Origin of the sequence: Sneathiella sedimenti (assembly GCF_017313765.1) — a bacterium.
In the GTDB taxonomy this organism is placed as follows: domain Bacteria; phylum Pseudomonadota; class Alphaproteobacteria; order Sneathiellales; family Sneathiellaceae; genus Sneathiella; species Sneathiella sedimenti.
The window spans coordinates 758,093-774,229 of sequence record NZ_JAFLNC010000001.1; the positions used below are offsets into that span (position 1 = coordinate 758,093).

At 56.9% G+C, this 16,137-nt stretch carries 11 protein-coding genes; 1 reads left to right on the forward strand and 10 read right to left on the reverse strand.

The features are described 5' to 3' along the window. Positions 1–15: 15 nt before the first annotated feature. Positions 16–966, reverse strand: coding sequence for a tRNA dihydrouridine synthase (locus J0X12_RS03585; protein ID WP_420497040.1), 951 nt, complete (start codon positions 964–966; stop codon positions 16–18). Between the two features lie 139 nt (positions 967–1,105). Between J0X12_RS03585 and J0X12_RS03590 the strand changes: the two genes are divergently transcribed. Beyond that, positions 1,106–2,599, forward strand: coding sequence for an AMP nucleosidase (locus J0X12_RS03590; protein WP_207042349.1), 1,494 nt, complete (start codon positions 1,106–1,108; stop codon positions 2,597–2,599). 3 nt (positions 2,600–2,602) lie between these two features. On the opposite strand, the gene J0X12_RS03595 is transcribed toward J0X12_RS03590, so the two are convergent. From J0X12_RS03595 to ahcY, 9 genes are all read right to left on the reverse strand, one after another. Beyond that, entirely contained in the window at positions 2,603–3,490 is an 888-nt protein-coding gene (locus J0X12_RS03595) for an alpha/beta fold hydrolase (RefSeq protein ID WP_207042351.1), read from the reverse strand. Positions 3,491–3,566: 76 nt separating this feature from the next. Beyond that, positions 3,567–3,887 carry a thioredoxin gene (gene trxA, locus J0X12_RS03600; RefSeq protein ID WP_161340458.1) on the reverse strand — a complete coding sequence of 107 codons (321 nt, stop codon included), beginning with the start codon at positions 3,885–3,887 and terminating at the stop codon, positions 3,567–3,569. A gap of 105 nt (positions 3,888–3,992) precedes the next feature. Next, entirely contained in the window at positions 3,993–7,382 is a 3,390-nt protein-coding gene (gene addA / locus J0X12_RS03605; RefSeq protein WP_207042353.1) for a double-strand break repair helicase AddA, read from the reverse strand. Continuing rightward, positions 7,379–10,354 (reverse strand): double-strand break repair protein AddB, encoded by a 2,976-nt coding sequence (addB, locus tag J0X12_RS03610; RefSeq protein ID WP_207042355.1) that lies wholly within the window; start codon positions 10,352–10,354, stop codon positions 7,379–7,381. Before addB ends, addA begins: the two co-directional genes overlap by 4 nt. Continuing rightward, entirely contained in the window at positions 10,351–11,082 is a 732-nt protein-coding gene (locus tag J0X12_RS03615; protein ID WP_207042357.1) for a sugar phosphate nucleotidyltransferase, read from the reverse strand. The genes addB and J0X12_RS03615 overlap by 4 nt, the downstream gene beginning before the upstream one ends. Beyond that, positions 11,079–12,041, reverse strand: a complete 963-nt coding sequence (locus J0X12_RS03620) for an aminoglycoside phosphotransferase family protein (protein ID WP_207042361.1) — start codon at positions 12,039–12,041, stop codon at positions 11,079–11,081. The genes J0X12_RS03615 and J0X12_RS03620 overlap by 4 nt, the downstream gene beginning before the upstream one ends. Continuing rightward, positions 12,034–12,525: a tRNA (adenosine(37)-N6)-threonylcarbamoyltransferase complex ATPase subunit type 1 TsaE gene (gene tsaE / locus J0X12_RS03625; protein WP_207042363.1), complete on the reverse strand. Its 492-nt coding sequence runs from the start codon at positions 12,523–12,525 to the stop codon at positions 12,034–12,036. The genes J0X12_RS03620 and tsaE overlap by 8 nt, the downstream gene beginning before the upstream one ends. Positions 12,526–12,533: 8 nt before the next feature. Next, positions 12,534–14,636, reverse strand: a complete 2,103-nt coding sequence (locus J0X12_RS03630) for a sensor histidine kinase (RefSeq protein ID WP_207042371.1) — start codon at positions 14,634–14,636, stop codon at positions 12,534–12,536. A 172-nt stretch (positions 14,637–14,808) separates the two neighbouring features. Beyond that, complete coding sequence (gene ahcY, locus J0X12_RS03635) at positions 14,809–16,104, reverse strand: adenosylhomocysteinase (protein WP_207042372.1); 1,296 nt, start codon at positions 16,102–16,104, stop codon at positions 14,809–14,811. Positions 16,105–16,137: the final 33 nt, after the last annotated feature.

Sequence of the window (16,137 nt, forward strand, 5' to 3'; positions counted from 1 at the left end):
ACTCGAATAACCCTCTTACGCGACGTCCAGAACCCGCTCTTTCGTTACCTCGACTTCCGCCAGAATACTTCGCGGATCCTCAAGCCGGCGAATCCGTGTGAACAGTTCCCCGGCCTCCCCATAGCTGCGTGCAAGCAGCTTTATCCATTGCTTCAATCGTCCTGCCTGCCGCGGCGGATTAGCCATGCCTTCGATAAGGTCGTGATATTCCGCAAGGGTGCCAAGGATTTGTGACCAATTGAAGGCAGTCATCCCCGTCGACTCCCCACGTCTTTGGGCAATTTCCCAGCCAAGGCTCGGACGAGCAATAACTCCCCGACCGATCATAATATCCTCGCACCCACTCGCCTCCCGGCAGAGATCATAATCCTCTGGCGTCCAGATTTCGCCATTGGCAACAACCGGTATATCGAGCCTTTCGGCAATTGGTCGAAGATATTCCCAATGGGCTGGTGGACGATACCCTTCCATCTTCGTGCGGGCATGAATGGTAAGCTTGCCTGCGCCGGCCTCGGCGATGGCGAGAGCGTTCTCCAGCGCCAGGGATTTCTCCGCAAAGCCAAGGCGCATCTTGGCGCTGACCGGGATAGTGTCCGGCACCGCCCGGCGCACCGCAGAGACAATATCATGGAGCCGTTCCGGCCATTGTAGCAGTGTTGCCCCGGCGTCATGACGGTTCACGGTCTTGGCGGGACAGCCGAAATTGATATCGACACCCGGCGCACCAAGTTCAGCGACAAATCCTGCATTTTCTGCCATGACATGCGTTTCACCGCCCATGATCTGCACATGTACCGGGACACCTGCCACGGTTTTCCCGTCCTGTCTCAGCTCCGGGCAGAGCGAATAAAAAACTGAAGCCGGATAAAGATGCTGGCTGACGCGCACGAATTCGGAAACACACAGGTCAAACCCCCCGATCCGTGTCAGAATATCGCGCATATAGACGTCGACTACCCCCTCCATGGGGGCCAGCGTTACCGTTGCCAAGGTCCCTTATCCTCTATTTTCCTTGTCATATTTTAATGGTAAAATAATTTTAAAGACAAAGATAGAAATCAGGGAACTGTCATAGGGGCAGTTCATCGCAAAAGGAAGACTTAATATGAGTGAATTTCTGTTCGACACAGGTGGTCCACACGGAAATGTAACGGATCTCCAGGAATTCACTGATGAGAACGCGGCTTTTGAACGGATCAGGCTTCTTTATGATGAGAATGTCGCAAAGGTAAAAAACCGCTTCACCGAATTTGAGGCCGGAGATAAAACCAGCCCCGCCGATCCGGCCTATTATCCCTATCTCGGCCTCAGTGTCGAATCCACGGACATCAACCGGACAGGCAAGCGATCCTACGGCAAGATTGACGCGGCGGGCACCTTCGGGACGACGATAACCCAACCTGAGCTTTTCGAGAGCTATTACAAGGAGCAAATACGGCTCATCCTCAAGAACCATCAGCGGCCGGTTTATGTCGGGCTGAGTATGCGCCAGATGCCCCTTCCCTTCGTGATCGAGGCGGCCTCCTCCGATGTCTCGGCCAATGATATGCCTGCATTGCAGGCCATATTCACCATGCCGGAACTTTCCAATATCAACGACAGCATCGCCAACGGCACCTATGTCCCCATTGACGGCCAGCCCCGCCCACTCTCACTTTTCACTGCGGAACGCGTGGACTACTCTTTGGCGCGACTGGCGCATTATACCGGCACCGTGCCGGCGCATTTCCAGCGGTTCGTGCTGTTCACCAACTATCAGCGCTATGTCGATGAGTTCATCGATTACGGCAAGAAACAGGTGTTGGAAGGTGAGGAATACCGCGCTTTTGTCGAGCCGGGAAATGTCGTTACACCCAACCCGCGCCTGACGGATGCACCACCAACCGGCACGGCGCCCAACCATCTGCCGCAGATGCCCGCCTATCATCTTGTCGCTGACCGGCATATGGGCATTACCCTGGTCAATATCGGCGTCGGACCCTCCAACGCCAAGACAATCACCGATCATATTGCGGTTCTCCGGCCGCATTGCTGGTTGATGGTTGGTCATTGCGGCGGCCTGCGGCATACCCAGCGGCTCGGCGATTTTGTCCTGGCCCATGCCTATGTGCGGGAAGATCATGTGCTGGATGAGGATATCCATCCCTCCGTCCCACTTCCCGCAATCGCCGAGATCCAGGTCGCGCTGACCGAGGCGGTGGCCCGTGCCGCCGACGGATTGGGTGGCACGGCGGATATCAAGGAGCATTTTCGCACCGGAACCGTTTACACGACCGATGACCGGGACTGGGAATTACGCCATAAGGAACTGGCCATCCGGTTCAACCAGACTCGCGCCATTGCTGTGGACATGGAATCCTCGACCATTGCTGCCAACGGCTTTCGCTTTCGCGTGCCCTACGGCACGCTTCTCTGCGTATCCGACAAGCCGATCCACGGGGAGATCAAACTACCCGGAATGGCCAATAAGTTTTATGAGGATCGAACCGCCAAGCATCTGCATATCAGTATCGACACCCTGCAACAGCTTCGTCGCCAGGGTGTCGAAAGCCTGCATTCGCGCAAATTACGCAGCTTCGACGAACCGGCGTTCCGCTAGGGCTTACCGATTGGCGGAAAGATGCGGGAGGAGAAGGCCTGCCAGATGTTCACATAGAGCAGGCGAAAGATCATGACCCATGCCGTCTACCAGCTCCAGCCTTGCGCCGGGGATCAGCCGCGCCGTATCCTCACCAGCTGCGTAAGGGATGAGCGGATCATCCTTACCGTGAATTACCAACGTTGGCGCCGTGACGCCAGGAAGTTCAGACACCCGCGGGTTTGAGGCCATGACCGCCGCATATTGGCGCAGATATCCGGCAGGCGAGTAACTACGTGTGACGCAAAAACGGATATGTTCTTTCAGTGCATCGCGGTTCCAGCGATATCCAGGACTGCCGATCACATCATTTACCTCAAGCCCGAACTCAACCACGTCATCGATGCTCTGGCTCGCCGGTGCCGACATCAACACGGAGGTGGCCGCCGGGGTCGACGGCGGTAAATGGCGGTTCCCGCTCGACGACATGATGGAAGTGAGGGAGTGCAGCTTCTCGGGGTAAAAAATCGCCATCAGCTGCGCGATCATGCCCCCCATCGACATGCCGACCATATGCGCAGTGTCAATCTTCAGCCCGTCCATCAGGCCCGCCACATCGGCCGCCATATCACTCAAGTGATAGGGCACTGTCGGCGCTTCGCCCGCCTGAACGCGCTGCATGATGTGCGCCATGTCGGGCAGGCCCTTCTCGTCGAGTTTCTGGGACAGTCCGATATCCCGGTTATCAAAACGGATCACATGGAAATTCTGCGCCGCAATCGCTTCGCAGAAGGACGCAGGCCAATCGACCAGCTGAAACCCCAGCCCGGCAATCAGGATTACCGCTGGATCGGACGGCGTCCCGAAGGTCTCATATTCCAGCGAGAGGTTATTGCTGATGATCTTGGCCATTTTGATATCCCTCGTTTCTTATGAAAAAAGCGGACCCAAAAGATCCGCTTTTCTGTGTTTCGTCTGGACTTTTCCGTTAGCCCGCTGACTTGATCCAGTCTTCAATGGCGCTTTTCGGCGAGGCGCCGACTTTCGTCGCCGCGATCTGGCCATCCTTGAACAGCATCAGCGTCGGAATACCGCGCACGCCGTATTTCGTCGGCGTATTCGGATTCTCATCGATATTGATTTTGGCGATTTTCAGATTATCGCCCATTTCCTGGGAGATTTCGTCAAGAGCCGGGGCAATCTGCTTACAAGGACCGCACCATTCGGCCCAGAAATCGACCAGCACCAGGCCAGAACTATCCAGGACATCCTCTTTAAAAGAAGCGTCGGTGACTTTCGTAGTGGTCATAGTATCCTCATTTCAGGCAAAAAATTAAAAGCTCTCCGGCACCCCGGCGGAAACTTCTTATCCCTATAATTACGTATCCCCTGACCGATCGTCAAGTGAACAACATCACAGAAGTGCCTCCGGTAATTCCATAAGATGCGGACCTTCTGTCCAGAGAAGGGCGCATTTCACGGCTTTTCCGGGATACATGGCCATCAACGCGCGCCGGTAGAGCGACATCTGTCTTATATATAAGGCGGAAACAGCCCCGATTTCCGTGGGCGAGGGCCGGTTTGTCTTGTAATCGATGATGAGAATCTCATTTTCACTGACCAGCAAACGATCTATCTGTCCGGAGAGAACCCGGCCATCGATGACACCGCTGATAGGGACTTCCGCCTGGCTGTTGGGCCCGAAGATCGCGGAAAAGTCCGGATCATCAATCACGTTGAGGGTTTCTCGCAGGATTTCTTCCTGCCGTGCCAACTCGAGACTGTGGATTGGCCGGGCAAGCCAGGCTTTGGCGGCGCGTTCCCGCTCCGCCGGATCAATCGACGGCAAGGTTTCCAGCAACCGATGCACGAGAAGGCCGCGATGGAATCGCCGTCCCTCATCCAGCCCCAGCGGCGAAGACGCAATCGTTTCATCCTCATCACGCGATGGGACCAGTGGCCGGGGCGGGGTCGGCTCGTCGGGGGCAGGGCGATGGATCCAGCCCGGCAAGGGCACAGGCTGAGTGGGGCCCCTCTCCGGAGTGACCTGTTGCTCGGTTACGGTGCCGCTCGACCAACGGCGCGCCACCTCTCCCCAAGGGAGCTCAACCTCTTCCACCCCTTCACCGAAGGCAGGATTGATCAGCTCATACCAGCAATCCGCAGGACGACTCTTCTTCCCTTCCCAGCCACAGATGTAGAGACGATCTTCCGCCCGGGTGAGTGCGACATAGAGGAGCCGCTTCTTCTCCTCCAGCTGTCGGTCCTTTGCGAGCTGGCGGGCCTGGGCGGTCAGCGGATCGTCATTTTCGGTCTTCACCGGCCAGAGTGGAAAGGGTGCTTCCTCGTCCGTCCAGAAAATAGACGGCTGTGACCGTGTCCCCTGACAGGTATCAGGCAGGAACACAATTGGCGCCTGAAGGCCCTTCGATCCATGGACAGTCAGCACCCTCACCTCATTACGACCCTGCTCCATATCACGCTTGACCTCCGATGCGCCCGCGTCAATCCAGTGCAGGAAGGCTTGCAGGGCGCTCGCTTCCGTCCGCTGGAAATTTAGCGCAAGGGAGAGAAACTCCTCAATCGGGTCCGTTGCCTCCTGCCCGAGACGACCGAGCAGCTTCTTTCGACCGCCGAGACGTCCAAGAATATCCGCGAAAAATTCGTAAACAGGTACGAAATCCGCCCGCGCCAGCAATTCGCCAAGGAACAACCGGGCCTGATCAAAGACGGGTAATCCTGTCTTGTTATCACGAAGGGCGCGCCATAGACTGCCCTTTCGTCCAAAGGCGAGTTCGAACAGCTGATTGTCATCGCAGCCGACGAACGGGCTTTTCAGAATAACGGCGAGGTTAAGGTCATCTTCGGGCAGCAGAACAAAACGGGCGAGGGCCAGCAGGTCCATCACAGCTAACTGCTCGGTCAAAACCATCCGATCTGTGCCGGCTACCGGGATATCCGCGAGCTTGAGTGCGCGTACCACATGGCCGAAAAAGGCATTCCGGCTCTGCACGAGGATCATGATGTCCTTCGGCGCAATTGGCCGCCCGGTCGCACTCAATATCTCACCATTATCGAGCCATTTCCTGATCTGCAGGGCGATATACTTGGCAAGGCCGGCCGCCGGGTTCATGTCGAGGTTCTGAGCCATTGGCATATCCCAGGGGTCGGTCGCTTCGATTTCCGGCGGCTTCACTGTCGGCCAGATTTCCACAAGACCCGCCTCTCCCGCCCGGCGAACCAGATGCTTAACCAGATCACCTGAAGCGGTCAGCCCCTTGCGGGCGCCTTCCTCCTCAAATACCCTGTCCACAAGATCGAGGACACTCTCCGTAGACCGAAAGGAGAGATCGAGCGGAATATTGCGCCAGTCTTTTCTAGCGGCCTTGGCCCGCTCTTCGAACTGGCGTCGCATCACGTCAAAGGTCGCAGGATCAGCGCCTTGAAAGGAATAGATCGACTGTTTTTCATCGCCGACAACGAAAAGGGTCCGTTTCGCCTCTACCGCGCCGTCGCCCGTAAAAAACTCCTCCGCGAGCGCGGCAATCACCTGCCATTGCTCCGCACTCGTATCCTGCGCCTCGTCCACAAGAATATGCTCGATCCCGCCGTCGAGCTTGTACATCACCCAGGGCGCCACACCGTCACCGGTCAGTAGATCACGGGTTTTCAGGATCAGGTCATCATAGTCAAGCCGTCCACGCCGCGCCTTTTCAGCCTCATATCTATCAACCAGCGCCAGTCCCAACCGGATCAAAGCCGAGGTTGAGGCCAGAACCCGCGCCTTCCGGACCCTCTCAAGGACCTTCTGTAGCCGTTCCGCCTCTTTGAGCATGACATCCAGTATCTCCGGCATCGCCTCGACGACCGCATTGGTCGCCAGTCGCGCAACGATGTCCCCCTTCTGGGTAAAGAAAGCCGAAACATAATCTTCGAACAATGCAGGGCGGCGGTCCGGTTGCAGGAGCCATGGCGCCATCTTTTCAGCCTTCTTGACATCTGTAGGCGTGCCCATGAGCAGCCGGTCCACAGCGCGACGGAGGGCCGGGCCGTCGAAGGTCGTCTCCCGGCAAGCACGGGAGATGATATGTTCTTCCGTCAACTCCGCATCTATGCCGATCCGCGCTGCCAAAGCCGTAATTACCCCATTGGGCCCGCCAAACTCCGCACGCAGGCGCAGCAAATTGCTCCGCTTGTCGCCGAGGTCTTTCAGCAGCTTGGAAAATCCTTCCTCATTCACCTTTTCACTGACCAGCCGCAGCGCAGCACCAAGAGAGGCATTCTCCGGTCTCTGGCATTCAAGCAGCGTCTCATCGCGGGCGTTCTGCATAATCTCCCCGGCGCTGCGTTCATCCATTACCTCGAAATTGGGCGATAGTCGCGCCTCCAGCGGGAAGCGGCCGAGGACTGATTCACAAAAGGAATGAATAGTCTGGATTTTGAGTCCACCCGGCGCATCAAGGACGCTGGCGAACAGCCGCCGGGCCCAGATCGTTTCCCCATCCGTCGCAGGCCGTCCCATCAATTCCCGCAAGCTCTTGGCGAGGCGGGTATCATCCATCACCGACCAATCGCCAAGCATGGCGTTCAGGCGGTTCGCCATTTCCGCCGCGGCTGCCTTGGTGAACGTAATACAGAGAATTTTCTCCGGCGGTGTTCCCGCCAGCATCAACCGCAGGCTCCGTTCCACCAGGACCCGCGTCTTGCCCGACCCGGCGGACGCGGAAACCCACACGGATTTCGCGGGATCAGCCGCCAGCTTCTGCCGCGCAATGCCGCTATTAACCAGCTCGGTTAAGCTCATTCCGGATCCTCCCCGCTCGACCATTCCTTGACCCGCGCCAGATGTTCATAATCATTGAAACGGTAGGGCAAATCCGGACGAGGACAGCTTAAATAGGGGGTCGCCTGCCGGTCAAACTGGGCAATCAGGCGAAGCAGCCCGTCATAGGCTTCCTCCGCCAGCATTTCCGGTGGTGGTGACTTCTTTCCACCTGCCGAGCGGAACTCGCCCGCCGGATCGCCCCCACTCAGCCGGATGTAGGCCAACTCCTCCACCGGTGCGGCGGCTATATCGGAGAAGCCGCTGCGGGTCAGCATCGCCGCCTCCAGCGCGAGCTGCGGCGACACACCGGTTTCCACCTCAGTGATCGAGGGTGGCGCACCGGTCTTGTAATCAATAATGGAGAGGCTGCCGTCCGTTTTAGAAATGTCGATCCGGTCGGCAGTACCGCTCAAGACAAATTCCGCATGCGGCGCCGGGATTTTTATGGTCCCCTTTACCTCTGTCTCCAGGGTCCTGAACTTTTTCCGTCGCGCCGTCTCGAAGGCGACAAACCAGTCCGCAATCCGCTCGAACCTTGGCCACCAGAAGGCCCAGACGGTGGGATAGGACAGCACATCGCCAAAGGCTTCGCGCCCGAGTTCCAGCAGCTTGTCCCGCGCATCGGGCGGCAGCACATCGGGGTAATGGTTTATGAATTGCTCTAACGCGGCATGAATGAATGTCCCCTTGTCCGCCGCCGAGGGGTCGGTTGAGATGTCATCGAGCGGTGAAAGTTTCAGGATTTGCTCGGCAAATATGGAATAGGGATCCTTGATCCATTTCTCTATACGCGTAACCGAGAGTCGGCGCGGGCGCGCGGTAACGGGCGGCGTGGGGCGCGGTGCCAGAACCGGCTCCACTGCTGCGGGTTGGTCAAGCTGCTGCTGCCAGTCGAAAGTGGGCCTGGCGGCGCCCTTGTCCAGCGCCATTCCGAATTTTTTCAGGAAGGTCTCAAGGCGCAGCAACCAGCGGGATGGAACCGTTGGCGTGCCGTCAATCTTCTCGGCACGTGTCATAACCACTTCCGCAGCGCCGAAGGCCTGCTGGAAATCATGGGCAGAGAGGCCGATCTTCTGTTCAGGGAGCGGAAGGCCAAATTTCTCGCGCATCGGCCGGCTCATCCACGGATCATTTCCGGCATCCGGGGGCCAGCTTCCCTCATTCAGCCCGCCCAGGATGACCAGATCGGCGCGACCAAGCCGGCCTTCGATCGGGCCCCATATCTGCAATCGCGGGTGCAGGCCATATTGCGGACGCACCATGCGCCCGCGCATCAGGTTGTCAAGCAGCGCCGGCCAGCTGTTGGGATCGAACGAGTCGATCACATCGGCCGCGCGCAACAACTCAGAAAGGAAGCCTGCCGCCGCGTCGCCAAAATTCCCACGCCAGAGCGCCGAGCCCTCCGCTCCAGCCGGGGTCGACAGCTTTTCTGCAAACTGGGTAAAGCATTTGAGGAACTCCGAAAAATCCACGTCGCCATAGCTGACCATGTCTTCAAGCGGAGCCGCAAGGTCAACCAACTCCTGGAACCAGCTTTTCCCGGATTCGTCGGCTGAACTTGTAGCGAGCGCCCGGTTGATGCCGGCAAAACCGGATGCAGGGCGCGGACCCCGCAGGATGGCCAGTTCCAGCGCGCGCACATGACGGCGAAACACGTCCGGTGCAACGCCTCCTGCCGCCAGCGGATGTTTGAGGGCGGCGAGAAGGGCGACCGGTTCCGCCTCACTTTCTATCAGCCGGGCGAGAAGACGCAAAAAGACGCCGGGCGGAGATTGATCAAGGCTAATGCCCGCACTGTCATCCACATCGATGTTCCAGCGGCGCAGTTCCGACCCGACCCGGCGGGAAAGGTCACGATCGGGCGTGATCAGAACCGCCGTCTTGCCATCTGTTTCCAGCGCCTCCCGCATCAGCAGGGCAATAGATTGTGCTTCGCTCTGGGCATCCAGGCAGTCCAGCTGGCGTATACCGTCGAGTGCCGCCTCAGCGGGGGCGGCGGCCTGTTGCCACCGATCACTGGTTGTGGCGGGTCGCAGGGCTTCAGCAAGCAAAGCCGCCCGCGCCGAGGTAGAGGTGCGAAATTCTTCATCAGTGAGATCCTCCACGTCCTCACGGGTAATCCCAAGCTTGTCCAGAAGCAGGGCGAGGCCATGTTGCGGATGCGCCGGATCACGCGGCAAGGTCTGCCAGCTGTCAGCATCGAGATGACGATCGAGACCGGGCAGGACAACTGTCCCATTGGGCAGGTTGGCGACTGTTTTTAGCAGCAATGCCGTTGCCGGGATGGAACCGGTGGAGCCCACAGCGTAAATCGGCGCGACCGGGGGTATTTCCTGCCAATGGGCGACCTGCGCGCGCAGAAGCAAATCCCGGCGCAGGGCCGGATCGATCGCACCCTCCTCAGAGAGGATTGCCGGCCAGTTCAGGCTGAGGATTTCCAGAAATTCCAGCGTGATTTGCCAGTGGGCGGCATATTCGGCCGGGACCAGTTTTTTCAAATCCGCAAGGTCCAGCCCCTCTGTCTGTACCTGATCGAGAAAACGGGCGAGCGCAGTCGCTAGCCCCGCTGCCTCCGCGATGCCACCTGCATGATCACTGCGCGCCTGTATAAGGCGGCTCAACAGCAACTGCCGCCGCAGCGGATCAATCGCCGGCGGCAGGGACAGCAGTTTTTTGCCCGGACCGCCGATTCCAATGTCGCCTTCCAGCAGCAACTCGTCCTCTTCCACGTCGCCAATGGGGCGCATGCGCGGCAACATCAACGGTTTGCCCGCTGTTTCCCGCAGGAACGCACTTTGTAGGGCGCGCGCTGCGCGACGTGTGGTCGTGAGAACAGTAATCTCGCTGAGTGATGCGCCGTGCCGCCGTAAAAGTTCCCGCGCCAGCACATCAACAAAGGCATATTCCGGCGGAATATTGAGGACATTCGGCGACTTCAGGGGCGCAATCATGTCAACCTTCCTATCCTGTCCCCTGCTTCAATCACGGCTTCCGGCGTGCCAACATGGATCCAGTGTCCATAGTGAACAAGACCAAAAAGCCGCCCGCTCTCCAGCGCCCTGTCATAGAGAAGGTTGAGTGAAAACGCCCCCTCCGGCGTTCCGTTAAAAAGCACCGGGTTCAAGAGCTGAATGCCGGTGAAAAGATAAGGCGCCCCCTCTCCTTTCCGGCGTCGGGTCAGCCGGCCATCGGCGTCCAGATGAAAATCACCATTACCCGCATAGCCGACAGCAGTTTCCACCGGATGCAGCAGTAATAGTGCATCCATTTTTTCGAACCTCCAAAGATCATGCATCTTCCGAAGGGAGCTTTCCCCGCTATCAAGGACAATAACATCGGAGTTGAGCACGAAAAAGGGGGTTTCACCCAACAGGGATAAAGCTTTTTTCACCCCGCCGCCGGTCTCCAGCAGCGCCGCGGTTTCATCGGAAACCGCAATCTCAAGGTCGTTGATAGTTTCGACATAGTCGGATATCTGCGCCGCCAGATGATGCTTGTTCACCACAACAGAACGGATATTTGCGCGGCGTAACAGATCGAAGCAGTAGTCAATCAGGGCGCGGCCTGCGACCTTGACAAGCGGTTTCGGCGTTATATCGGTGATCGGGCGCAGGCGGGTGCCCAGTCCCGCCGCCAGGATCATCGCCCGCATGTCTGAAAGTACCGGCAGGCGTTTCACGATTTCCCTTCTCCGACAGTAAGCATCAGCCAGTTGCGCAGCCCGGTGAGAACCGGATGAGCCAGGTTCCCGGCAAGATGTTGCTGCATCCGAGGGATCATCTCGAGATACCGCCTTTTACCCTCGACCTGCGCAAGCCGAGAGAAGATGCCCATGATGCGGAGCGCCCGGTGCGTGCCAAGAATGGCGAAAGATTCCCGAAAATCCGCTTCATCCAACCCAGTTTCATCAAGATAGTGATACACCATCTCCGCCGCCATTGTCTCATCCACATCCCGCCGGGCATCCTGTAGAAGGGACACAAGGTCATAGGCCGCGGGGCCTCTTAACGCGTCCTGAAAATCCAGCAGGCCAAGAGATTTTAGCCCCTCCTGGTCTTTCAAGTACAACAGGTTTTCAGAGTGAAAGTCCCGAAGTAACATAACTTCCGGGCCGATGCGCATTCTCGGGAGCAGGTTTTCCCAGATATCCTGATAAAATTCGCGCGGCTCTCCCGAAACCGGCTCACCAAGCTTATCGGTCACGTAAAAATCGAGAAACATCTCATTTTGTGCCCTGACATAGTCGTCGGAGAATGCCGGCAGGAAAGAAGGCGGCGGTGTCTTGGCCAAATCAATAAGAAAATCGACAGCAAGGCGGTAGAGTGGTGTTTCCGCTGTGCCAGATTCAAACAGCCGCGCGAAAAGATCATCTCCCAGATCTTCCAGCAGCAAAAACCCCCGGTCAACATCTTCGGCGAGGATTTCTGGCGCGCTGTAACCGCGCCGGGTCAATTCTCTGGCAATGACGACGAAGCTGGTCACATTTTCGGGCGGCGGCGCATCCATCAGGATCAGGGATTTTTCGGACCCCACAATCCGTTCATAGCGGCGGGCGGAAGCATCCCCGGCGAGTGGGTACCGCGACGCTCCCTCAAGACCGTTACGTTCTAAAAACGCGGTTAATGCCGTGTCACGCATCATACGCCCCCGATAAGGCTGTCAGTCGTTGCTTCCAGGAGGCATTGCCGTAAAAGCGGATGATCCGCGCTTCTTCACTTGCACCCTCCTCTGACGTAATTTCAATCAAAAGGTGGCCCGCAGGCAGGTATTTGCCCAACCGGTCCGGCCATTCGATCAGGGAAACGCCCGTATCGAAGGCCTCATCGATATCCAGCTCGAACGCCTCTTCCGGGGTTTCAAGACGATAGAGATCGTAATGATAGAGGCAGAAATCATCAAAATCATAGGTCAGCAGGAGATTATAAGTCGGGCTCGGCACATCGATTTCCTCTTGTGCGAGATGCCGCACCAGCGCCCGGGCAAAGGCGGTCTTACCTGCACCCAGCGTGCCGCCAAGGGCAATAATATCGCCAGGCCTGAGAAGATCGGCGACCTCGCCCGCCAGTATCGCTGTCGCGGCGAGAGAGGGTACCCGCCTGTCGAAAATAAGGGAATGTGTCATGGCGCCCGTCAGGAGTTTTCAACTAGCTGCGTCGATTGCGCAGCAACAGTCGCCGGAAGGTAGCAGAAGACGGTTGTGCCGATATTTTCCTGCGACGTGAGCTCAACATGACCGCCATGCAGCTCGACAAAGCTTTTCACCAACGACAGTCCGAGACCCGCCCCAGCATTCTGCTTCGTGCTATCGCCCTTGGTGAACCGCTTAAAAATATGGTCAACCTGATCATCGGCAATGCCCTTACCGTTATCGCGGACCGTCAACACGTAGCCGTCGTTGATTTTCTGCGCACCGAGAATAATTTCGCCCTTTGATGGCGTGAATTTGATGGCATTACTGAAGAGGTTGAAGATCACCTGCTTGATGCGCCGCTCATCCACCTCGACAATACCAAGGTCACCGGCAATTTCCGTCTTGATCTCCAGATGGCGCTTTTTCGCGCGGTCCTGAACCATGGCAACGACATTCTGGAGCATTGCCGCGAGATCAACGGGCGCTTTCTCAAGTTCCATTTTGCCCGCCTGAATATTCGCCATATCAAGGATATCATTGATCAGCAGCAACAAATGATCGGAACTGTCCAGGATCCCCTGGCCATATTCCACCTGCTTATCGTTAAGCGGCCCGAAGAATTCCTTCACCAGAATTTCGGCAAATCCGATTATGGTATTGAGCGGAGTGCGGAGCTCGTGGCTCACGCTGGCAACAAACTCGGTTTTCATCTTGTCCGCAGCTTCAAGAGCTTCGTTACGTTCCTGTAGTGCCCGTTGGGCCCGCAGCTCATGGGTGACATCGATATAGGTGAAAAGCACATTACCATCCGGCAACGGCACACGATTAAAGTCGATTATATTGCCGCCCGGATGCTCGATGCGCCCGCTGGAAGCGTCCCGGCGGGTCACATTGGCGACATATTTTTCCCGAAGATCGTTCGCCCAGTCGATATTCGTCTTTTGCAGATAATGGTCAATTATTTGCGATATATGGATATCTTCCTGCAAAAACTCTTCTTCAAGCTCCCAAATCGCGCAATAAGCCGCGTTAAAGAGCTTAAGCCGGGCATCGGAGCCGAATACAGCAACACCTTCGTAAAGATTATCGAGCGTCGCACGCTGAACCGCGATCTGGGTGTTGCGCGCCCGCTCCAGGACGACCTTGTCGGTCACATCTTCCGACAGAAAAAGCAAGCCGCCGAAAGGATGCGGGGTGATGATGTTGCGCAGCACTGTCTCGTCGGGGAGCTGCACCAGTTCCTCCCGCATCTCGATCACATTGGTAAAGAGAGACCGGCGCTTTTCTTTGTAGGACGCGAAATCCGCCTGTTCCGGCAAACGCCGCAGTTCCCGCTGCTTGTCCAGCACCTCGCTGATGGTTGGCTTGCCATAGAGGAAGTCATCGCTCATTCGCCACAGTTTTGCATAGGTCTGATTAAAAAACTCCAGGCGTTGATCGGGACCGTAAATGGCGATGGCGCTTGCCATATTCTCCAAAACGTCAGCGTGACCGTCGATATGGCGTTTAAGTTCAGCGGAGAGTTCGGCCTCCCCAGTGGTATCAATGGCAAAGCCCGCCAACTGGTTATCAAATTCCAGCGGCGTTTCCACAATCTTGAAGCTGAGCCGGTCCCCATCGACAATATAGCGCCGGGTCTCGCTCTGGGTCATACCCGTAACCCGCGCCTTCGTCGCCAGCTTGCGGGCCTGGTCCGGGTCCCGGCTCGACGCCAGTTCTGGCACTGCCGTCTCCTCGTCATCATCAATACCGACAATTTCCGAATATTTCCTGTTGCGCCAGATAATCTTCGAACTCTGGTCGCGCCGCCAGATCGGGATTGGCGCAGCATGTAGCAGCTCGATGAAATCATCCCGTTCCTGGCGTGCTGTCGCAAGGGAGGATTTCAACGAAATGATTTCCGATTGCACCCGTTCCTGGTCCGATTTTAGGGAATCGATTGTTTCTTCATAGCCGTGTAGTTTTTCAGTTTCCCGATCGAGCTGACCGAGAAGGGATAAGGCCTTTTTGCGCATGACGAAAAATGCCATCAGCAAGCCGATGACGGCCAGCGATAGCAACCAAACAAGCGTCAACTGTGTTGAGGTAAAATCTTCTATCATTCTTGCCGGCTCAAAACTTTTGCCTAACTATTACACCATGGTGGTGTCGATGCTCATGGTGCCACCCCCCTAGCTCGGCGGCATCTACCAGAGAATAGAAAAAAAAAGACCGGAGGGATAGCCCTACCGGTCAATTCTCTTCAATCAGGAAGTATCCCGCCTGAGGATAGGATCAATACCGATAGTGATCCGGCTTGAACGGACCGGCCTGCGGGACGCTGATATATTTTGCCTGTTCCGGGCTCAGTTCCGTGAGCCGCGCGCCAAGCTTGTCGAGATGCAACCGCGCAACCTTCTCATCCAGATGCTTCGGCAGAACATAGACTTCATTCTTGTAGTTGTCGTGGCGTTCCCAAAGTTCGATTTGCGCCAGCACCTGATTGGTGAAGGAGGCGCTCATCACGAAGCTTGGATGACCCGTTGCACAACCAAGGTTGACCAGCCGTCCTTCGGCCAGCACGATCAGGCGCTTGCCATCGGGAAACTCAACCTCATCGACCTGCGGCTTTACATTGTGCCAGGCATAGTTGCGAAGCGCATTGATCTGAATTTCGGAATCGAAATGACCAATATTGCAGACGATCGCGCGATCTTTCATTTCCCGCATATGATCGAGCGTGATGACGTCGATATTACCGGTAGTCGTCACAAAAATATCGCCAAATTTCGCCGCTTCATCGAGGGTAACGACTTCATAGCCTTCCATCGCCGCCTGCAGAGCGCAAATTGGATCAATTTCCGTGACCAGGACACGTGCGCCCTGGCTCCGGAGCGAGGCGGAGGATCCCTTGCCGACATCGCCATAGCCGCAAACCACGGCAACTTTACCCGCAATCATCACGTCGGTGGCGCGCTTGATGCCATCAACAAGGCTTTCACGGCAGCCATAGAGATTGTCGAACTTTGATTTGGTCACCGAGTCGTTGACGTTGATCGCCGGAACCTTCAATGTGCCGGCTTTGGCCATTTCATAAAGCCGGTGCACGCCGGTTGTCGTTTCCTCGGACAGGCCCAGAACGTCTTTCATCAGTTCCGGGTAATCATCATGCATTACCTGGGTGAGGTCGCCGCCGTCATCAAGGATAAGGTTCGGACGCCAGCCGTTGGGTCCCTCGATCGTCTGGATGATGCACCAATGGGCTTCTTCTTCGGTTTCACCCTTCCAGGCAAAAACCGGGATGCCCGCCGCCGCCATCGCCGCCGCCGCCTGATCCTGGGTCGAGAAGATATTGCATGACGACCAGCGTACTTCCGCACCAAGGGCTGTCAGCGTTTCAATCAGAACGGCCGTCTGGATGGTCATATGCAGGCAACCGGCAATCCGCGCGCCTTTCAGCGGCTTCTTGTCGCCAAATTCCTCGCGCAGTGCCATCAGGCCCGGCATCTCGGTTTCCGCAATGGCAATTTCCTTGCGGCCCCAGTCGGCCAGCGACATATCCGCGACCTTGAAATCTTCAAATTTCGTCATTTTTTGCTCTTTCGCATAAAATTCTAAATAGTC